19 protein-coding genes are annotated in these 19770 nt (G+C 66.4%); 13 read left to right on the forward strand and 6 right to left on the reverse strand.

What is annotated here, in order from left to right:
* Nucleotides 1-15: 15 nt before the first annotated feature.
* From HYN69_RS01230 to flhA, 3 genes are read right to left on the reverse strand one after another with little or no spacing between them, the layout of a single operon-like run.
* Nucleotides 16-735: a sigma-70 family RNA polymerase sigma factor gene (locus HYN69_RS01230; RefSeq protein WP_230426455.1), complete on the reverse strand. Its 720-nt coding sequence runs from the start codon at nucleotides 733-735 to the stop codon at nucleotides 16-18.
* A gap of 55 nt (nucleotides 736-790) precedes the next feature.
* The gene (locus tag HYN69_RS01235) at nucleotides 791-1765 is read right to left on the reverse strand and encodes a hypothetical protein (protein WP_108434139.1); all 975 of its coding nucleotides are present in this window, start codon (nucleotides 1763-1765) and stop codon (nucleotides 791-793) included.
* Nucleotides 1766-1777: 12 nt separating this feature from the next.
* The gene (gene flhA, locus HYN69_RS01240) at nucleotides 1778-3880 is read right to left on the reverse strand and encodes a flagellar biosynthesis protein FlhA (RefSeq protein WP_108434140.1); all 2103 of its coding nucleotides are present in this window, start codon (nucleotides 3878-3880) and stop codon (nucleotides 1778-1780) included.
* Nucleotides 3881-4294: 414 nt separating this feature from the next.
* Here flhA and HYN69_RS01245 point away from each other — a divergent pair, with 414 nt between their 5' ends.
* The 6 genes from HYN69_RS01245 to HYN69_RS01270 all read left to right on the forward strand — a co-directional run bounded on the left by HYN69_RS01245 (nucleotide 4295) and on the right by HYN69_RS01270 (nucleotide 8102).
* Nucleotides 4295-4735, forward strand: coding sequence for a hypothetical protein (locus HYN69_RS01245; RefSeq protein WP_159082318.1), 441 nt, complete (start codon nucleotides 4295-4297; stop codon nucleotides 4733-4735).
* A gap of 189 nt (nucleotides 4736-4924) precedes the next feature.
* Entirely contained in the window at nucleotides 4925-5476 is a 552-nt protein-coding gene (locus tag HYN69_RS01250) for an LPP20 family lipoprotein (protein WP_108436966.1), read from the forward strand.
* A complete protein-coding gene (locus HYN69_RS01255) occupies nucleotides 5476-6561 on the forward strand; it encodes a flagellar assembly protein T N-terminal domain-containing protein (protein ID WP_230426456.1) in 1086 nt (361 codons plus the stop codon). The genes HYN69_RS01250 and HYN69_RS01255 overlap by 1 nt, the downstream gene beginning before the upstream one ends.
* Nucleotides 6562-6563: 2 nt before the next feature.
* The gene (gene flgA, locus HYN69_RS01260; RefSeq protein ID WP_108434142.1) at nucleotides 6564-7268 is read left to right on the forward strand and encodes a flagellar basal body P-ring formation chaperone FlgA; all 705 of its coding nucleotides are present in this window, start codon (nucleotides 6564-6566) and stop codon (nucleotides 7266-7268) included.
* A 34-nt stretch (nucleotides 7269-7302) separates the two neighbouring features.
* Complete coding sequence (gene flgM / locus HYN69_RS01265) at nucleotides 7303-7608, forward strand: flagellar biosynthesis anti-sigma factor FlgM (RefSeq protein WP_108434143.1); 306 nt, start codon at nucleotides 7303-7305, stop codon at nucleotides 7606-7608.
* A 77-nt stretch (nucleotides 7609-7685) separates the two neighbouring features.
* On the forward strand, nucleotides 7686-8102 hold the full coding sequence (locus HYN69_RS01270; protein ID WP_108434144.1) for a hypothetical protein: 417 nt from the start codon (nucleotides 7686-7688) through the stop codon (nucleotides 8100-8102).
* A 101-nt stretch (nucleotides 8103-8203) separates the two neighbouring features.
* Here HYN69_RS01270 and HYN69_RS21115 read toward each other — a convergent pair whose 3' ends face one another.
* Together HYN69_RS21115 and HYN69_RS21120 are read right to left on the reverse strand one after the other, a co-directional pair.
* The gene (locus tag HYN69_RS21115) at nucleotides 8204-9022 is read right to left on the reverse strand and encodes a DNA methyltransferase (RefSeq protein ID WP_159082319.1); all 819 of its coding nucleotides are present in this window, start codon (nucleotides 9020-9022) and stop codon (nucleotides 8204-8206) included.
* Nucleotides 9023-9257: 235 nt separating this feature from the next.
* The gene (locus HYN69_RS21120; protein WP_216824631.1) at nucleotides 9258-10004 is read right to left on the reverse strand and encodes a DNA methyltransferase; all 747 of its coding nucleotides are present in this window, start codon (nucleotides 10002-10004) and stop codon (nucleotides 9258-9260) included.
* Nucleotides 10005-10075: 71 nt separating this feature from the next.
* On the opposite strand from HYN69_RS21120, the gene HYN69_RS01285 reads away from it, so the two are divergent.
* The 4 genes from HYN69_RS01285 to HYN69_RS01295 all read left to right on the forward strand — a co-directional run bounded on the left by HYN69_RS01285 (nucleotide 10076) and on the right by HYN69_RS01295 (nucleotide 15650).
* Nucleotides 10076-11350 (forward strand): lytic murein transglycosylase, encoded by a 1275-nt coding sequence (locus tag HYN69_RS01285; protein ID WP_108436968.1) that lies wholly within the window; start codon nucleotides 10076-10078, stop codon nucleotides 11348-11350.
* A 408-nt stretch (nucleotides 11351-11758) separates the two neighbouring features.
* Nucleotides 11759-11929 carry a hypothetical protein gene (locus HYN69_RS20425; protein WP_159082320.1) on the forward strand — a complete coding sequence of 57 codons (171 nt, stop codon included), beginning with the start codon at nucleotides 11759-11761 and terminating at the stop codon, nucleotides 11927-11929.
* Between the two features lie 85 nt (nucleotides 11930-12014).
* Nucleotides 12015-12185 carry a hypothetical protein gene (locus HYN69_RS01290; RefSeq protein WP_159082321.1) on the forward strand — a complete coding sequence of 57 codons (171 nt, stop codon included), beginning with the start codon at nucleotides 12015-12017 and terminating at the stop codon, nucleotides 12183-12185.
* Between the two features lie 573 nt (nucleotides 12186-12758).
* A complete protein-coding gene (locus HYN69_RS01295) occupies nucleotides 12759-15650 on the forward strand; it encodes an error-prone DNA polymerase (RefSeq protein WP_108434148.1) in 2892 nt (963 codons plus the stop codon).
* Between the two features lie 176 nt (nucleotides 15651-15826).
* On the opposite strand, the gene HYN69_RS01300 is transcribed toward HYN69_RS01295, so the two are convergent.
* Nucleotides 15827-16408 carry an SOUL family heme-binding protein gene (locus HYN69_RS01300; protein WP_108434149.1) on the reverse strand — a complete coding sequence of 194 codons (582 nt, stop codon included), beginning with the start codon at nucleotides 16406-16408 and terminating at the stop codon, nucleotides 15827-15829.
* Nucleotides 16409-16637: 229 nt separating this feature from the next.
* On the opposite strand from HYN69_RS01300, the gene leuC reads away from it, so the two are divergent.
* The 3 genes from leuC to HYN69_RS01320 all read left to right on the forward strand — a co-directional run bounded on the left by leuC (nucleotide 16638) and on the right by HYN69_RS01320 (nucleotide 19759).
* The gene (gene leuC / locus HYN69_RS01310) at nucleotides 16638-18059 is read left to right on the forward strand and encodes a 3-isopropylmalate dehydratase large subunit (protein ID WP_108434151.1); all 1422 of its coding nucleotides are present in this window, start codon (nucleotides 16638-16640) and stop codon (nucleotides 18057-18059) included.
* A gap of 3 nt (nucleotides 18060-18062) precedes the next feature.
* Complete coding sequence (gene leuD, locus HYN69_RS01315) at nucleotides 18063-18668, forward strand: 3-isopropylmalate dehydratase small subunit (RefSeq protein WP_108434152.1); 606 nt, start codon at nucleotides 18063-18065, stop codon at nucleotides 18666-18668.
* A gap of 254 nt (nucleotides 18669-18922) precedes the next feature.
* On the forward strand, nucleotides 18923-19759 hold the full coding sequence (locus HYN69_RS01320) for a hypothetical protein (protein WP_108434153.1): 837 nt from the start codon (nucleotides 18923-18925) through the stop codon (nucleotides 19757-19759).
* The last annotated feature ends 11 nt before the right edge of the window (nucleotides 19760-19770 follow it).

Consider the following 19770-nt stretch of genomic DNA (forward strand, 5'->3'; position numbering starts at 1 on the left):
TGCGCGGGGGGCGCGTCAGTCGTCGCCCTCCATTTCCTTGATCGCCTCGCGCAGGCGGCCGACGGCGGCTTTCTTGATCTGGCTGACGCGACCCGTGGTGACGCCGAGGATTTCGGCGATTTCGTAGACGTTCAGTTCTTCGACGAAATAGAGTTGCAGCACCATTGCCTCGCGTTCGGGCAGTTGGCCAAGGGCGCGGCGCAACATCTGGCGCATCTGGTCGGCCTGAAGCTGGTCTTCGACGGTGCGGTGGCCATCGGAAAAGAGCATCGAGTGGTCCGAGTAGACCTCGTCCAGCGACTTGATCGAACTTGCGCCGAATTGGGTTTCCCAATCTTCCAGTTCCGACACGGTAATGCCCATTTCGGCGGCGATTTCGTGCTTTTCCGGGGCACGAAGCAGGTTCTGTTCGAGCTTCAGCACCGAGGCGCGCTTTTTCTGCTGCATCACGATGGTGGCGCGGCAGAGCGAGGACGAGGCGCGCAGGTAGTCGACGATGGACCCCCTGATGCGGATCGCGGCATAGGAGGCAAAGGTTGCCCCTGCGCGGGGCGTGTAGCGCTGGGCGGCATCGACGAGGCCCATGTAGCCGACTTGCAGCATATCCTCGACCTCGGCCATGCGGCCGACGCGGCCGTGCATGTGCCAAGCGATCTTGCGGACAAGGTCCATGTGGCTGCGGACCAGCTTTTCGGGCGAGGGGCCGTCCTGTTCGGGGTACCGTTTCGCGAGCATCAGGCGTGCCCTTTCGTGATGGTTACACTTGGGATGGTTTTCGGGAAGGCGGGTTTCATTCTGCCGCGATCCCATTTTGCGCCGCCCAGCCGCCGGACCAGTGCATCAGGTCGGCGGGGCCGGGGCGGCGGAGGCTGTCGATGATGCCGGTGCCAGCGGCGACATGCGCCAGTTTCAGGCCCGCGTTAGCGATGGCTTCGAGTTCGGGGATTTCCGGCTCCCACAGGTCAAGCCGGGTCAGGCAGACGGTGGGTTGCCACGCCGCCCAGTCGCGGCACAGGCGCGCGGTGAGGGCGGGATGGGTTCCGGCGGGGATGCACAGGATCAGCTCGGCGTCGTCGCTGTCGATCAGACGGGCGGCGAGGTCGGGCGTGTGGTCTGCGGCATCCGAGAGATCGAAGATCTCGGGGAAGGCGGGGTCGGGGTCGGTGAAGTCGAGCGCGGCCTGAATCGTCGGGCGGTCGAGGGAAAGGCCCATGAGCCGTGCCCAGCCGCGCAGGCGGTCTTCGTGCAGCAAGAGGCCCGGCGCGGGGGCGACGAGGCGGGGTTGCAGGCGGCGGTCGGCCTGCAGGATGCGGGCGGCGAGGCGGGCGGCGAGGAGCGACTTGCCGCTGCCCGGCGGGCCGAGGATGACGCTGCGGGGGGCTATGGGTTCATCGAGGCCCGGTGCGAAGAACAGGCGGCGGGCAAGGTCGGCCAAGGGGTCGCCTGCCTGCGGGCGGGCGGCGTTTCGGGCGGCGGGGCGGGATGCGGCGGGGCGGGATGCGGCGGCGCGGAAGCTGCGCTCGAAGGGCGATGCATCGCGGCTGGCACGCAGCGCGGGGCGTTCGGGGCGGGGCGGCGAAGGGTCCGCCTGCGCGGGGGCAGGGGCTTGCGCTTCGTCCGCGTCAAGCGCGTCGGCGCTGGCGCGCAGTTCGTATTGGCCGTCGATCTTGCGGGTCGACAGGATCAGCGCATCGGGACCGAGGCGGCGGAGGATTTCCTCCATCGCCTTTTGGCTGGTCTTGGCGCGAACGGTGATTGTGGTCATGGATCAGCCCTTTCAGCGCGAGGGGAGTTGGCTTTGGCCGCCGATGGAGGCGATGACTTCGACGCGGCGGGTTTCAGGCAGTTCGTTGATGCCAAGGACGATGGCATCGGGCAGGTGCGGGCGCAGGAAAGCGGCAAGGCTGCGGCGCAACTGGCTGGCCACGATGAGCACGGCCTGTTTGCCTTGGCCCGTTGCTTCTTCCAGCGCGTCGGACAGGGATTTCACCAGCGTCTGGGCAAGGCCGGTGTCGATGGTCAGGCCTTCGTCGCCCTGGCGGCGGGCGCGCAGGAGCAGTTGTTCCAGTTCGGGGTCGAGGGTGACGAGCGGCATGGGCGTGTTGATCGGGGTCATCTGTTGCAAAAGAAGCGGGACGAGCATGGGGCGCAGCGCCTCGGCCATGTCGGGGGCTGAAAGGTTGCGGCCCGAGAGTTCGGCAAGGCCTTCGACGATGCGGCGCAGGTCGCCGATCGGGATGCGTTCGGACAGCAGCGTGCGAAGGACGCCGGTGACGGTGTGCAGGGGCACGAGTTTGGGGACCACGGCATTGACGAGGGTGGGCGAGACGCGGGCGAGAGTGTCGAGCAGCACCTGCACATCGTCGGGACCGATCAGGTCGGCGGCGTGTTTGTAAAGCAGCTGCGACAGGTGGGTAGCGATCACGGATTCGGGTTCCACCACCACGTGATCGTCGGCTTCCGCCTCGGCCAGCTGGTGGGGCAGGATCCAGACGGCATCGAGACCGAAGGAGGGGTCTTTGACCTCGATCCCCTTGAGCTTGCGGGCCGAGCCTGCGCCGGGAATGGCGAGTTTGCGGTCGGGGTAGACGACATCTTCACCGCGGATCACTTGACCCACGCGGATGCGGTACTGGTTCGGCGGCAGGGTCAGGTCGTCGCGGATGCGGACGCCTGGGACGACGAAGCCCATGGCCTTGGACACCTCGCGCCGGATTGCGGTGATGCGGGTGACGAGCGCGCCGCCGCCTTCGCCTGCGAGCGGGATCAGGCCGTAGCCGATCTGCAACGAGACGGGGGCGTGGTCGGCGACATCGTCGGGGGTGATGCCTTCGGAGGGTTTGGCGTCAGCCGGTTCGACAGTGTCGGTGCCGGGCGCGGCGCTGTCGTCGGTATTGTTCAGGTCGGTGCGGCCGAACCATGCGATGGCGGCAGCAGCGGCGGCGGCGAAGAGGAAGACGCCCGAGGGCATGCCGGGGACGAGGCCGATGATGCCGAGTACGGCGGCGACCGGCATCCATGCGGCGCGCAGGTGGATCTGCTTGGCGATCAGGCTACCCATGTCATGGCTGGACGAGACGCGGGTAACGATGATGGCGGTGGCGATGGAGAGGAGAAGCGCGGGGATCTGCGCGACGAGGCCGTCACCGATGGAAAGCAGCACATAGGTATGCGAGGCGTCGGCCATGGTCAGGCCGTGTTGCAGCGTGCCGATCAGGATGCCGCCGATGATGTTGATGGCCAGGATCAGGATGCCTGCCATGGCGTCGCCTTTGACGAATTTTCCGGCACCATCCATCGAGCCGTAGAAATCGGCCTCGGCCGCCACTTCGGCGCGACGGGCGCGGGCGGTGTCGGGTGTCAAAAGTCCGGCATTCAGGTCGGCGTCGATGGCCATCTGCTTGCCGGGCATGGCGTCGAGGGTGAAGCGGGCCGAAACCTCGGACACGCGGCTGGCACCCTTGGTGATGACGACGATGTTGATGATGACGAGGATGGAGAAGACGAGGATACCGACGACGATGTTTCCGGCGATGACGAATTCGCCGAAGGCCTTGATGACCTTGCCCGCCGCGTCATGGCCGGTGTGGCCTTCGGTCAGCACGACGCGGGTCGAGGCGACGTTGAGCGCGAGACGGAAGATGGTGGCGATCAGCAAGAGGCTGGGAAAGCTGGAGAAATCCAGCGGGCGGTAGGAATAGAGCGCGACCATCAGGATCACGAGGGACAACAGGATGTTGGCGACGAAGAAGAGGTCGAGCAGCACCACGGGAAGCGGCATGACCATCATGGCGATGATCACCAGAACGCCGAGCGGCAGGGCGAGACCGGCGAGTTGCGCCTTGAGGCCGCCGGATGCGGGAAGGGTGGCAGCGGTCATGCTGTGGCCTGTCGGGTTAAACAAAGGGGCGTGCGCGTCGTCATCTGTCTGTGTGGCCTGATCACGGGGTGGGTATCGGCTTTCGGTCTGCAATCGCCGTGCCACGGGGGGTGCTTCCCCTCCCTTCGTCTGTGCCGCTGCCGGACCATGCGGAGCGGCGTGCCGCCGCAAGCCTTTCCTCTCGCTTCGCTCCGGCGAAGGAAGGGGGGCTTTCCGCCCCCCTCGGCGCTTGCGCGCCCCCCCGAGAGTATTTTCGCCGGGTGAATTCGGGGCGTGAAGTCGGGGCGTGAAGTCGGGGGAAGGTGGTGATGCGACGCGGCTTGCGCGGTGGAGGGGCCGGGCTTGCGGATGGATTGTCCGTTTGGGTCCATGCCGTTACGGTCGTGTCAGTTGGACGGGTGTGACGGTAAGCGCGTGAGCGGTTTTTTTGGTTTCCGGTTGCCGGTGGTGGATGGGCCGACAGCCATTTACGCAGTCAGGATGGCCGGCCTGCCGGTGTTGCTGGTTGGCGCAAGTGCGGCGCTTCGGGCGGTTCTGGAGGCGGTGCGGCCTGACCGGTCGGTCGGGTTTCTGGCAGCCTGCGTGGTGGCAGCGGTTGTGCTTGTTGCTGTCGCCTTCCGGATGAGGGCGGGGCGTGCGGCGTGGGTGCCCTTTGCGGCGGTTGCCGTCGTGGCCTGGTTCCTGCTTTGCCTGTTGGCGGCTTTCGCGACGTGGCAGTCGGCGCCGGATGTCGTGCTGGTGAGGATCACGATCTTTACGGACCTGATCGTGCCGGTGCTGTGCATGGTTCTTTTGACCGGCGGGCTGCGCGGCTGGTGGTGGCTGCGGCGGCGGGCGATCCGATCCGGGTTGTGACGGGCACCTGCGGTTGCCTTGGATATTTGGGCGAGCGTGAAGGCGCGGCGGACTGCTGCTTTTTCTCATCCTGCATATCCCGGGGGTGAGGCGCTTGCGCCCAAGGGGGCGCAAAGCCGCCTTTTTGCGATGGTTGGCGGTGGCACGCGGTTTGCAGCGCGGGGGGATCATGCGATCCGGAGAGCTGACATGCGTTCGATATTCCTTTTGGTTCCGCTTGCCCTGATGGGCTGTGCGACGGCTGCGCCGACGGCGAAATCGGCTTTGCCGCTGGATGCGCGGGAAAACACGGTGCAATTGGCCGGGATCAAGGACGATCTGGATGCGGCGGACCGGCTGGCGGCGCCTGCGGTGGGCGGGTCTGGGGCTGCGGCTGTGGTGGCGCCGCCGATGATGTTTGCGCCGGATGTGCCTTCGCTCAAGGGTCTTGGGTTCGCGCAGATCGCGGGGCAGCCGGGCAAGACGCAGAACGAGAAGCGGCTGATGGCGATACGGGCGGCGAGGGTCGATGCGTTGCGCGACCTGACCGAGCAGGTGCATGGCGTGCGGATTTCCGGCACGACCACGGTGCGCGATGCGGTGGTGGCCGATGACAGCCTGAACGCCGTGGTGCAGGGCACCTTGCGCGGGGCGCGGACGCTGCGCGTCACGGCCTCGGGCAGCGACAGCTACGAGGTCGAGATGGAATTGGACCGCGATACGGTCGCCTATATCGTGCGGGCGCTGAAGGGGCGGATCTGATGCGGCTTTGGCTGGTTCTGTTTATGGTTTTTGCCGCTCCGGTGCGGGCGGGCGATCTGTGGATCGAGGCTACCGGATTTGCCGTGCAGTCGGGGGCCGAGGATCAGGCGAGCGCCAAGCGGCGGGCGGTGGCGGATGCGCTTTTGATGGCGGCGCTGTCGGGTGGGGCGGATGTGCGCGCGCATACGGCGGTGGACCGGTCGGTCGTGACGTCTGACATGCTGATCGTGCGGCCCGTGGGACGGGTGAAGGAGCATCGCCTGCTGTCGGCGGTGCGGAACGGTGACACGTGGCAGGTGACGATACAGGCGCGGGTCGGGCTGGGGGCCGAGGGCGCGTGCCAGTCGCGGCGGCGCATGGCGATTGCGGCCTATGCGCCGCAGATCGAGGTGTCGCCCTATGCGCCCGCGTGGGCGGTGCCGCTGGCGCAAGAGGTGGCGAATGATCTGGTGCGGCAGGTCCAGCGGCATCCGATGGTCGAGGTGGTGCGGGTGACGGATCGCGCGTTGCCCGACATGACCGAGGCGCGCGAGCGGCTGGATTACACCGTGCTGACGCGCGGGTCGGTGCGGCTGGGGGCGGGCGAGCATGGTTTCGTGCCGGTGATCCGGCTGGATGTGGGCGCTGCGGGGCGGCGGGCCGCGCTGGAGTTGCAGATGGAGCTGGTGCTGATCGGCGGCAATGGCGAGGTGACGCGGGCAGTGGTTGCGCGGCAGGTGGCGCTGCCGGGGCCTTCGGTGCTGGGGCGTGCCGCCGTGCTGGTCGAGCCGAACCGCCGGCAGATGGCGGCCAAGCTGACGGCGGGGCTGGACCGCGCCATGACGGAATTGCTGGACGTCGAGACGTGCAAGCCCGTGTTGACGCATCTGGCGGTTTCGGGCGGGGCGATCAGCGCGCCGGTGGGGCGGCGGCAGGGGCTGACGATGGGCGCTATCGCCTTTACCGCCGATGGCGATGCCTCGACCGAGATGCTGGAGGTGACGGGGCTTTCGGCAAATGGCGTGACGCTGAGGCCGCTCGACCCGAACCGTCCGGCGCGTGCCTTTGCGGGGCGTCCGGTGCGGTTTGTCGAGACGGGGCTTTAGCGATGTTGCGGGTGGCGGTGATCTTGACGCTGGTCGCCCAACCCGCTTTGGCGGGCTGGCCCGAGGGCGTGCCGGGGGCCGAGGTCGGGCGCATGGTGCGCGCGGCGATGGCGGGGGCGGGGGTGGCCGATGCGCCTGCCTTTGCCGATCCGGTGCGGGCCTATCCGGCTTGCGCGAATGATCCCGTGGTCAGCCCGCGCGGCGGCGACTGGGCCACGGCGGAAGTGCGTTGCGCTTCCCCTGCATGGGTGCGGGCGATCCGGACGGGGGCGCGGCCCGGGGGGGTGGTTTCTAACGGGGGTGCAGAAGCGGCAAGTGGGCCGCCGGTGGTGACGCTGGTGCGGTCGGTCGCCAAGGGGGCTTTGATCGGGGCGGGGGATGTTGCGTTGCGACCGATGGGCGCGCGGTCGGTTGACGGGATATTCACCGATCCGGCGGCGGTCGTGGGGCGGCGGGCGCGGGCGCATCTGGGCGAGGGGCAGGCGGTGCTGGTGCGGCAGTTGGAACCCGATTGGCTGGTGGAAACGGGCAACCCGCTTTCGCTGACCGCCGAGGCCGGGGGGCTGGCGGTTTCGGCCCCTGCCGAGGCGCTGGAGGACGGGCAGCTTGGCGATGTGATCCGTGTCGTCAACCTGTCGAGCCGCCGCGAGGTGAAGGCGCTGGTGACCGGACGGAATATTGTGACCGCGCAGACTAACATGCGCTGAGCGCGTGCCGTTAACGGGCTAAACGGAGGCTCTCATGGTTGATCTTATCTCGTCCTTTACGCCAAGACCCCGGATCGCCAAACCGGGTGAAGATGTCGGACCGTCCATCGCCGGACCCAATGCCGGACCGGCTGCCGGTGCGGTGGCCAAGCCCGGCGGCGATACTGTCGCGCTGAGTGCGGGGGCGACCGCGCTGCCTGCCGAACTGTCGGGTGGACCGCCGATCGACCTCGAGATCGTCTCGAAGATCAAGGAGGCGATTTCGGAGGGCAAGTATCCCGTCGACCTCGACAAGATCACCGAGAGCCTGTTTCAGGATTTCGTGAAGATGATGGCCTGATTATTGCTTGACTGCCCCCAAGACGGATCGGCCAGACAGGGCCGGACCAAGACCTGACCGAACCGGAGCATAGACCGATGAGCCTTGGCGTGACCGCTGCGATCCTTGCCACTTTGCTGGCGGGGGTTTCCCTTGTCTGGTTGGGCCTTTTCGGGCCGGGCCTGCGGCTGCGGGGCCGTCAGCGCCTTGTGGCGGCGGCTGTGCCCGTGGCGCCTGTGGCTGTGGGCGAGGGGGCCGCGCATATGGCCGAGCATGTGGCGGCGCGGGTCGAGGGGTTGCTGACCGCCCAGTCGCAGGCGCAGGCCGATGCGCTGGCCGACCTCAGGACCGAGATCCTTGGCCTGAAGTCGGATGTGGAATGGCTGGCGGGCGAGCGGATGATCGAGCAGGCCATAGCACTGGCGCAAAGCGGGATCGAGGCCGAGGAGATCGGGCGCGAGCTTGGCATGTCGCGCGATGCGGCGGAAACCATCGTGGCGTTCCGGCGGCACTGACCGCGCCGCAAAGGTTAGTGAATTTACGAGTGTGGCGCGGCCCTTGGGGGCTGCGCTTTTTTCTTTTGGCGCTGCGGTGGGCTGCGGTGGGCTGTGGCGGTTCAGAACAGGGTGCCTTGGGCGGTGCTGTCCACCTCGGCCGCGGCGCGTTTGAAGGTGTCGTTGCGGGCGGCGGGCAGGCGGTGGGCGCGGTCACGCAGGGAAAGGGCCTCTTCGATGGTGACGATCTGGATGCGGGGCACGGCGGGGAAGCCTGCAAGCTGGTATTGGCCCGCGCCTGCCGCTTCGGTGACCATGGGTTTGGTGGGTTCGGTGAGGGTGAGGAAGATGCCCACCTGCGCGCCTTCGCGTTCGATCACGCCGCGCAGGTCGCGGATCTGGGCCACGCCGACATTGTCGCCCGCCTTGACCGACACGATGGCGCGGCCTTCGTGTTTGGGGCCGAACCAGATGTTGCCGTCGATCCCCTTGTCGGCCCCGCGCTTGGACAGGTTGCCCGGCTGCGCGCCGATCAGGGCGAGCGCCCATTTCTCGAACTCGAAATAATGGGCCGAATTGTCGCGGCCCCGGCGGGCGAGGTTGCGGGCACCTTCGAGGTCTTGGGGGACGCCGTGGGTGATGAAGACGAGCTGTTCGGGCATGTCGCGGTAGGCATCGCGCAGGCGCTTTTCGATCAGGCCGATGGCAAGGTGGGTGACATCGATCCCGATCCAGCGGCGACCGAGTTTCTGCGCCGCATGGACGGTGGTGCCGCAGCCACAGAACGGATCAAGCACGGTATCGCCGGGGTTGGACGAGGCGTTCAGGATGCGTTCGAGCAGGGCCACGGGTTTTTGGGTGGGGTAGCCTAGGCGTTCTTGGGCTTGGGAGTTGATCGGTCGGATATCATCCCATGCGTCTGAACAGGGGACGCCGGGCATCTCATCCAAATACCGTTTGTATTGTGGAACACCGCCGGGCTTAGTTTGAATTATGCGCCCTTCTTCGATCAAGGCTTCCATGTTTTCGCGTGAATAGCGCCAATGGCGGAAAACTCCCATGACTTCATAAAAGGCGTTACCTTTCGACGCTCCGCCCGGTCCTGTAAGATTATCCAAACGATAAAGCCGTCCGTTCTCATCTCGGTGTCTGTATTTAGTATCAACGTATGTCGCATCATAGCCTGTGAACGGCTGATTGAAAAATTATCTGGCCTTTCCCCGCTTTTTTGAAGCGTAAGATAACGTCACGGACCCGTGGGAAATGTTTTGCGCCTTGTTTATAGTCAGCCTTCGCAGTCGTGCGATGCCAACTAATTTCGTTTACATAGTTTTCCGCCCCAAACACCGCATCCAGCAAAATCTTGAGGTAGTGGCTCGCCGTAGGGTCGCAGTGCAGGTAGAGGCTGCCGGTGGGTTTCAGGACGCGGTGCAGCTCGATCAGGCGGACGGCCATCATGGCGAGGTAGGCCATCATGTCGTTGTCGCCCAGAAACGAGCGGATCGCCCGCAGCATGGTGCTGGCTGCGGCATTGCCGGAGCGCATCACATCGCCAAAGGCTTCCTCGGCGCTGTCGTTCCAGTGCCATGTGTCGTCGAAAGCCTCGATCTGCGCGGCGCTGGTGCTGCCCTCGGGGCCTTTGAACAGGATGTTGTAGCCCGCGTTGGAATTGAACGGCGGGTCGAGGTAGATCAGGTCAACGCTTTCGGTCTGGATGCTGTCGCGCAGGACGCGCAGGTTGTCGCCGTAATACAGGTGGTTTGCCCCCAGAAGGGGTCTTTCCGGCGCACTCATTACTTTTATCCCGAACAACTCGTACCGATACGGACAAGATGGCTGCGCCTTGGGGTTGTGGCAAGGGGGCTGTGGGACGAGTGGACCGGCGGCAACCTGCTTGGCGTGGAACGGCATCGCTTTGCGCAAGGCGGGGGCTGGGGTAGCCTTTGGCCAAGCGGGGGCTGACGGGTGGCCGAGAGCGCGGCGGGGGGCGGAAGATGCGGGGGACGCGGCGAGGGGTCGGGCTGTGCTTTTGGTTGGCGATTTGGGGGGCGGGTGGCCTTGCCTCGCCCCCCGCGCTGGCGCAGGGTCTGGTGCCAGAGGCTGCGGCAGAGGCTGCGAGCGGGGGGACGATGGCCGAGGGGGTTCAGGCGGGATTTGCCGATTGGGTGCAGGGGTTCGTGCCGCGCGCGCGGGCGGCGGGGATTTCGGACGCGACGCTGGCGCAGGCGTTGCGCGGGCTGCGCTACAATGCCGATGTGATCGACAAGGACCGCAACCAGTCGGAATTCGTGCGCCCGATCTGGGAGTATCTGGACCGTGCGGTTTCCGACACGCGGATCGGCAACGGGCAGGACGCGCTGCGCTTGCATGGGCGGTTGCTCGACCGGATCGAGGCGCGGTACGGGGTCGAGCGCGAGGTGGTGGTGGCGGTCTGGGGGCTGGAGTCGTCATACGGGCAGAACCGCGGCGACATTCCGGTGATCGAGGCTTTGGCCACGCTGGCCTATGACGGGCGGCGCGGGCCGTTCTTTGAAGCGCAACTGATCGACGCGCTGCGGATCGTGCAGTCGGGCGATGTGGGGGCGGGCGATGTGCGGCTGGGGGCGTTCAGGGGCAGTTGGGCGGGGGCGATGGGGCATACGCAGTTCATCCCGTCGAGCTATCAGGCCTTTGCGGTGGATTTCGACGGCGACGGGCGGCGCGACATCTGGTCTGACGATCCTGCCGATGCCTTGGCCTCGACAGCGGCTTATCTGGCGCGGTCGGGCTGGCAGACGGGGCGGCCCTGGGGGGTGGAGGTGGCGCTGCCTGCAGGGTTCGACTACGGGCTGACCGGCGAGCGGCCGGTGGCCGAATGGCAGGCGCTGGGTGTGCGGACGGCCCAAGGGCAGGCGCTGCCCGACCACGGGGTGGGGTCGATCCTGCTGCCTGCGGGGGCGCGGGGGGCGGCGTTCCTGATCTTTGGTAATTTTCGCGCCATCGAGCGGTATAATGCGGCGGATGCCTATGTGATCGCGATCGGCCATTTGGCCGACCGCTTGCGCGGCGGCGGGCCGATCCGTGCCGCATGGCCGCGCGAGGACCGTGTGCTGAGCTTTGCAGAGCGGCAGGAGATGCAGGAGCGGCTGGGCCGTGCCGGCTATGACACCGGCGGGGTGGACGGCAAGATCGGTCCGAAGACGGTGGCGGCGGTGCGGGCGTTCCAGCGGTCGGTCGGGATGGTGGCGGACGGGTATCCCAGTCTGGAGCTGCTGGGGCGGCTGCGCTGAGGGGGGTGGGTGCAGAGCACCCACCCTACGGGGCTGGGGCTTGGGCCGTCGGTTGGCCGGGGGCCAGCCCCCGGACCCCCGGGATATTTGGGCCAAGGAGAAGGGGGTAAGGGGTGGAATTGCGTAAGGCCGGTCCGGAAGATGCCGAAGCGTTGGCGGCGCTGCATGTGGCCTGTCGGGCCGAGACCTATGGCGCGCTGCCGCCCGCGACGGAGATTGCGCGCTACGGCTTGGCGCTGCGCCGGGCGCAATGGCAGCGGTGGCTGGGGGCGGGTTTTGTGCCTGCCGCAGGCGGGGTTTGCGATGATGCGTCCGCAGCGCGAGGCGGGGTTGGCGGGGGGCTGAGCCGAGGAGCTTTGCGCGCTTTATCTGCTGCGCGCGTGGCAGGGGCAGGGGCTGGGTCGTGCCTTGCTGGACGGGGTGCGCGCGGGGCCTTTCACCGCGACGGTGGTGGCGGGCAATCTGCGGGTCAGGCGGTTCTATGCGGCGGCGGGTGGGGTGGAACTGGCGCGGTGGGCCGAGGATATCGACGGGATGCGCGTGACCGAGGGGGTGCTTGGGTTTCGCGGGGCGCGGTGAGGCCGGGGCTGTCGGGACGGGGGGCTAGGTAGCCGCGTGGTGCAAGCCTGTGTCCGGGGTGGGCTGTCGGGGGGCGGGTCGGGCATTGCTGGACGGGCTGTGCGTGGGGGGCTTCACCGCCACGGTGGTGGCGGGCAATCTGCGAGTCGGGCTGTTCTATGCGGCGGCGGGTGGGGTGGAACTGGCGCGGTGGGCCGAGGATGTCGACGGGAGGTGCGTGACCGAGGTGGTGCCGGGCTTCGGCGGGGCGCGGTGAGGCCGGGGCTGTCGGGACGGGGGCTGGAGGAGAGGGATCGCCGTTCGGCGCAAGCGTTTGGCTGCCGTGGCGCTGGGGCGGGCTTGCCGGGTGTAGTGCGCGCCTTGCCCTTTACCTCTGCGGCGGCAGCGGTGGGCAATTCTGCGGGCTATCCTGCGGGGTGGGCTGGTCCATGCGGCGGCGGTGTCGGTCGCTGGCCAGGGCCGGATGGCTGGCGGTGCAGTCGCAGCCATCATTGGCAGGGTGCCTCAGGTTTGGCAGAGCATTCGCGGTGGGCGGCTGCGCCGGATGGTGCCGCACATAGGCTTTTTGGGGGCGCCCTGTTGCGCGCCTTGGCCATGCGCTGGGGGTGTGTAAACCTTGGCGGTCCGATCCGGTGACCCGAGCGGCAGGCCGAAAGGAAGTGGGGCCTGCGGGGCGTTGTGGTGCGGGGCGTTGTGGCGCTGCGGGGCGTAGGGTGGGTGCTTTGCACCCACCATCCTTGGGAAAGGCTGCCTGCGCTGGCGGACTCGCCATCGGGTGGCGCGCGCGTTAGGATGTTCCTGTAATGTTCCTTTCGACTCATGCTGCCACATGCCCTTCGTCGAGCTGTCCGCCCTGTCCAACTTTACATTCCTTCACGGGGCGTCGCACCCCGAGGAGTTGATGTCGCGTGCCGCCGAGATGGGGTTGCCCGCGCTTGCGGTGGCCGACGAGAATTCGGTCGCGGGGATCGTGCGGGCGCATGGCCGCGCACGGGAACTGGCGCGGCTGGCGGCCGAGGCGGGGTTGCCTGCCCCGATCCGGCTGATCCCTGCGGCAAGGCTGCGGCTGATGGACGGCTTCACCCTGACCGCGTTGCCGCGCGACCGGGCGGCATGGGGGCGGCTGTGCCGGTTGATCTCGAAGGGCCGGCTGGCGACGGCGAAGGGGAGTTGCCTGTTGGGCGCGGATGACCTGCTTGAGTGGGGTGAGGGGATCGAGATGCTGATCCATCCGCCCCCGCACGGGCAGCGGGCGGCGTGGCAAGCGGTTGCGCGGCGGTTGGTGGCGGCGTTTCCGGCACAATGCAGCCTGCTTGCCGCGCCGCGCTATGACGGGCAGGACGGGCCGCGCTTTGGCCGTTTGGCGCGGTTGGCTGCGGCGCAGGGGATGCCGCTTGTTGCCTCGGCAGCACCCATGATGCACCATGGCGGGCGGCGGCGGCTGGCCGATGTGCTGGCCGCGATCCGGCTGGGGCGCACCATCGACACGCTGGGGCGCCATGCCCTGCCCCATGCCGAGCAGCGCCTGCGATCTGAAGCCGAGATGCTGCGCCTGTTCGCGGGGCATGAGGACGCGGTGCACCGGTCGGGCGAGATTGCGGCGCGACTGGTCTTCTCGCTTGACGAGTTGCGCTATGAATATCCGTCCGAGGTGACGGGCGGCGAAACCGCGGCGGGGCGTCTGGCGCGGCTGGCGTGGGAGGGGCTGGACTGGCGCTATCCGGCGGGCGCGACCGAAAAGGTGCGCGCGCAGATGGCGCATGAACTTTCCCTGATCGGCAAGCTGCACTACGAGCCCTATTTCCTGACCGTGCATGACATCGTGGCCTTTGCCCGCGACCGGGGCATCCTGTGCCAGGGGCGCGGGTCGGCGGCCAATTCCATCGTCTGCTATGCGCTGGGGGTGACATCCGTCTCGCCCGAGGTGGGGACGATGGTGTTCGAGCGGTTCATTTCCGAAGCGCGGAACGAGCCGCCCGATATCGACGTGGATTTCGAGCACGAGCGGCGGGAAGAGGTGATCCAGCATATCTATGCCCGCTACGGGCGGCATCGCGCGGGGCTTTGCGCCACGGTGATCCATTATCGCGGCAAGCGGGCGGTGCGCGAGGTGGGGGCGGCGATGGGCCTGTCGGAAGATGTGCTGGGCGCGATGTCGAGCCAGATCTGGGGCTGGGGCGGGGCGGGGCAGATGACCGAAGCGCGGCTTGCCGAGATCGGGCTGGACCCGACCGACCGCCGCCTGATGCAGGCGTTGCAGTTGATCGACGAGATTCAGGGGTTTCCGCGGCATCTGAGCCAGCATGTCGGGGGCTTCATCATCACCGAGGGGCGGCTGGACGAACTGGTGCCTATCGAGAACGCCACGATGGAAGGCCGCACGGTGATTTGCTGGGACAAAGACGATATCGACACGCTGGGGATACTCAAGGTCGATATCCTTGCGCTGGGCATGCTGTCGTGCATCCGCAAGGCGTTCGATCTTGTGCAGCAGCACCATGGCACCGGCTATACGCTGGCCAGCCTGCCGCGCGAGGATGCCGAAACCTACGAGATGCTGTGCCGTGCCGACAGTCTGGGGGTGTTTCAGGTGGAAAGCCGGGCGCAGATGAATTTCCTGCCCCGGATGCGGCCCCGCAGTTTCTATGACCTTGTGATACAGGTGGCGATCATCCGGCCCGGCCCGATACAGGGCGACATGGTGCACCCCTATCTGCGGCGCAGGAACGGGCAAGAGATCGTCACCTTTCCTTCCGATGCGCTGGGGCGCGTGCTGGGCAAGACGCTGGGCGTGCCGCTGTTTCAGGAACAGGCGATGCAGATCGCCATCATCGGCGCGGGCTTCACCCCCACCGAAGCCGACCGCCTGCGCCGGTCGCTCGCCACCTTCAAGAAGCATGGCTCGGTCAGCGAATTCCACGACCGCTTCCTGCAGGGCATGCAAGCCAATGGCTATGACGCCGATTTCGCGGCGCGCTGTTTTGCGCAGATCGAGGGCTTCGGCAGCTACGGCTTTCCCGAAAGCCATGCGGCGAGTTTCGCGCATCTGGTCTATGCCAGCGCCTGGCTCAAGCGGCACCATCCCGGCATCTTCGCCTGTGCGCTGCTGAATTCGCAGCCGATGGGGTTTTACGCCCCCGCCCAGATCGTGCGGGATGCGCGCGAACACGGGGTCATCGTGCGACCGCCCTGCATCAACGCAAGCGACTGGGACAATATCATGGAGCGCACCGCCGAGGGCGCGCTAACTCTGCGTCTGGGATTTCGCCAGATCCGGGGCATGTCCGAAGAGGAGGCCTGCTGGATCGTGCAGGCCCGGGGCAACGGTTTTTTGACGGTCGAAGATGTCTGGCGCCGTGCGGGCGTGGCGCCCGCGATGCTGACCCGTCTGGCCGAGGCCGATTGCTTCGCCAACCTCGGCCTGTCGCGGCGCGACGCGCTCTGGGCGGCGCGGGGGCTGTCGAAGGGGCCGGTGCTGCCGCTCTTTGCGGGCGATATGGACGGCGAAGGCATCGTCGAACCGGCGGTCGCCTTTGCCGCGCTGACGGCGGGCGAGGCGGTGGTCGAGGATTACATCGCGATGCGGCTGACGCTGCGGAGCCATCCACTTGCCCTGCTGCGCCCGTGGCTGACGCCCGATGCCACCGGCCAGCCCGATTTTTCTGCGAAAAATCCCGCGAACCTTTGGGCCGTGCCGCCTGTGGCAACGGTCGGAGTTTGAGTATTTGGACAAGGGTGAAAAGGTGCTGGCTCTTTCGCTTTCACGCTGCCCAAATATCCCGGGGGGACGATCGGCCTGCCGATCGTGGGGGCTGGCCCCCCTTGCTTCGGTTGCGACAGGCATCGACCCTGCCGGAGGGGGCGCCAGATTTTTCGCAGAAAAATCGTGGTCGGGGGCTACTCGACGCTGAAGGACACTTCGTTGCGGCGGCGCCAGGGCAGGGTCAGGGGGGCGTCGTAGAACTGGTAGTGCGGGCCAGCGGTGACGGTCAAGCCGCGCGCGGCGATCCAGTCGCGGAGTTTGGCGGCGCGGGTTTCCATGTCGGCGGTCTGGGGCAGGCCCGAGAAGGTGACGACGGCTTGGCGGTCGCCTGCCACTTGCCGCAGTTTCACGGCGGCGTCGCGCGGGACGGGCAGGGTTTCGACGCCATAGGCGCCGGGCATGGTGAATTGCACGGTCCATCTGTCGCCGCCTGCCGGAGTTTGTGCCACGGGGACGGTCATGGCGATCTTCTCGCCCCCTTCGTTGCCGCCGAAGATATAGCCTGCCAGCGCGCGGAAGCCGCGGCTTATCGCCGTGCTGCGGTCGCCCGTCACCGTCACCTCGGCCACCACATGCGGGCCGTAGCGGCGGAGTTCGACCCCGTCCGCCACGGACTCGACCGTGTAGGGCGGCATCTCGTAGCCCTTGTGCTTTTGCTGATCTGCCATCGCCGTTCCTGCCATCACGAGCCAGAGGCCCAGCCAGAGTATCTGCATGGTAGCACCTTTGCCTTGCCGCTTTACAGCTAGCTTGCCTCGCCGGGGATTCGAGCGTATCAAGCGCGCCATGATACGCTTTTTCGACATGGATGACCGTGCGCGCCTGCCGTGGCGCTTCAGCCGCGAAAGCCGGTCTATTCTGGCACGACTTCGCTAGGAAGTCCGCCTTTGCACGCCTTTGCGTGCCCGTCTGACCCTTTGCCCATTCATAATCCGAGAGAGAGCCATGACCGCTGCTCCGCGTACACTCTATGACAAGATCTGGGACGACCATGTCGTTCATCAGGCCGAAGACGGCACATGTTTGCTGTATATCGACCGCCACCTCGTGCATGAGGTGACGAGCCCGCAAGCCTTTGAAGGGCTGCGGATGACGGGGCGCACCGTGCGTGCGCCGGAGAAGACCATCGCGGTGCCGGACCATAACGTGCCCACCACGCTTGACCGCGCCAATGCGGCGACGATGACGGAAGACAGCCGGATTCAGGTGGCGGCGCTGGACAAGAACGCCAAGGATTTCGGGATCAATTATTATCCCGTATCCGATGTGCGCCAAGGCATCGTGCATATCGTCGGGCCGGAACAGGGCTGGACCTTGCCGGGGATGACGGTGGTGTGCGGCGACAGCCACACGGCCACGCATGGCGCGTTCGGGTCGCTCGCCCACGGGATCGGCACGTCGGAAGTGGAGCATGTGCTGGCCACCCAGACGCTGATCCAGCGCAAGGGCAAGAACATGAAGGTGGAAATCACCGGATCGTTGCGCCCCGGCGTGACGGCCAAGGACATCACGCTGTCGGTGATCGGCGAGACCGGCACGGCGGGCGGTACCGGCTATGTCATCGAATATTGCGGCCAAGCGATCCGCGAGCTTTCGATGGAAGGCCGCATGACGGTTTGCAACATGGCGATCGAGGGTGGCGCGCGCGCCGGTCTGATCGCGCCGGATGAAAAGACATTCGCCTATGTCATGGGTCGCCCGCATGCGCCCAAGGGGGCGAAGTGGGAAGCGGCTTTGGCCTATTGGAAGACGCTGTTTACTGACGAGGGCGCGCATTTCGACAAGGTCGTGACGATCAAGGGCGAGGATATCGCGCCCGTGGTGACATGGGGCACCAGCCCCGAGGATGTATTGCCGATCACCGGCGTCGTGCCCAGCCCCGACGATTTCACCGGCGGCAAGGTCGATGCGGTCAAGCGCAGCCTTGAATATATGGGCCTGACGCCGGGCCAGAAGCTGAGCGACATCGAGATCGACACCGTGTTCATCGGGTCTTGCACCAATGGCCGGATCGAGGATTTGCGAGCGGCTGCGGCGATTTTGAAGGGCAAGAAGATTGCCGTGAAGCGGGCGATGGTGGTTCCGGGTTCGGGCCTCGTGCGCGCGCAGGCCGAGGAAGAGGGGCTGGCGCAGATCTTCATCGACGCCGGTTTCGAATGGCGTCTGGCGGGGTGTTCCATGTGTCTGGCGATGAACCCCGACCAGTTGCAACCCGGCGAGCGCTGTGCGGCCACCAGTAACCGCAACTTCGAGGGGCGTCAGGGCCGTGGCGGGCGGACGCATCTGCTGTCGCCCGGAATGGCGGCGGCGGCGGCGATCACGGGCCGGTTGACGGACGTGCGCGAATTGATGACGGAAGGGGTGTAAGCCATGCAGAAATTCACCACGCTGACCGGCATTGCTGCACCCATGCCGCTGGTCAATATCGACACGGACATGATCATTCCCAAGCAGTTCCTGAAGACCATCCAGCGGTCTGGGCTTGGCAAGAACCTGTTCGACGAGATGCGCTTCACCCAGGACGGGGTGGAAATCCCGGATTTCGTGCTGAACCAGCCTGCTTACCGCAAGGCTGAAATCCTTGTGGCGGGCGACAACTTCGGTTGCGGGTCGAGCCGTGAACATGCGCCTTGGGCCTTGCTCGATTTCGGCATCCGCTGCGTGATTTCGACCAGCTTTGCCGACATCTTCTTCAACAACTGCTTCAAGAACGGCATCCTGCCCATCGTCATGCCGCAAGAGGTGGTCGATGTGCTGATGGCGGATGCGAAGAAGGGGGCGAATGCGCGGGTGACGGTCGATCTGGAAAGCCAGACTGTCACCACCAGTGACGGGCAGGTGTTCGGCTTTGACGTCGACGCGCATCGCAAGCATTGCCTGATCAACGGGCTCGATGACATCGGGCTGACGCTGGAAAAGGCGGCTTCGATCGACAGCTACGAGGCGAAAGCGGCGATGACGCGGCCTTGGGCCTGAGCGATCAATCCGCGCAAGATGGGGGGCTGTCCGAAAGGGCGGCCCCTTTTCGTTAACGATTTGATGCAATTGGGCGACAGTTTTTCGTCCTTTCGCCGCGATGGCGGGCGCAGGTGCTGCGGGCAGTTGCCAGCAAGGCCGCATTTTGGCTTAATTGGGGCAAGAATGAGGCAGACGCCCGAAGGGGCGGATAATGACCGGACCGGCACTTGCAGCACAGCGCAAGGTCAGGGACGGCGAAAGGTGGCAAGGCAGTGGTTTCGCGGCTTCCCGGCGCGATCATCCGCGCGATACTGGTGATGGCTTTGGCCGTCCTGCCTTCGGTTGTCTTGCCGGGGGTTTCGGTCGATTCCAAACAGATGGCTGCATTGGTGGCGCTGTTCGTCGGGCTGATGATCTTTTTCGAATACAAGGCCGAAGCGCCGAGCCTGATCGAGTTCCGTGATGCGCCGCCGTTCAATTCCTGCCGCTTCGGTCTGCTCTTTGCTGTGGTGGCGCTGCTGAGCCTTGTCGAGCGCGACGAGGTGGCGCCCGGTTCGCTGGGCGGGTTGGTGTCGGCGGTTGGCGCCTTGTTCGGACATATGCTGGATTTCAACGGCAGTCCGGTGCGGATGGCGGCCCTGTTGCTGGAAGGCGGAATCGACAGTGTCGCATGGCCTGCGCTGCGGTCGGCGGCGGGGCTGGCCTATGCAGTGGGGTTCTGCGGGACCGGGCTTGTGGTTTTGCTGCTGGTCAGCGCGGGGTGGCCGTGGCGGGGGCAGGCGTTCAACGTCTGGGTAAACCTGCCGACCTTTGATCCGACGACGGGCAAGGATGTTGTCAGCCGCTTGCGGCGCGATGCGGGGATTAACCTTTTGTTAGGGTTTTTCCTGCCATTCGTGATCCCGGCGGTGGTGCGTTTCGGGCTGGGCGGGATCGGGGCCGAGGCATTCTTGTCGCCGCAGACGCTGATATGGACAATGGCGGCATGGGTTTTCATTCCGGCTTCGCTGGTGTTGCGCGGTGTGGCGATGCTGCGCGTGGCGCAGATGGTGCGCCAGAAGCGGCGGGCTTCGGCGCTGGCCTACGACGAGGCATTCTTCGCGGCCTGATCGCGCTGGCG

Source organism: Gemmobacter aquarius, from assembly GCF_003060865.1.
GTDB classification, from domain to species: Bacteria; Pseudomonadota; Alphaproteobacteria; order Rhodobacterales; family Rhodobacteraceae; genus Paragemmobacter; species Paragemmobacter aquarius.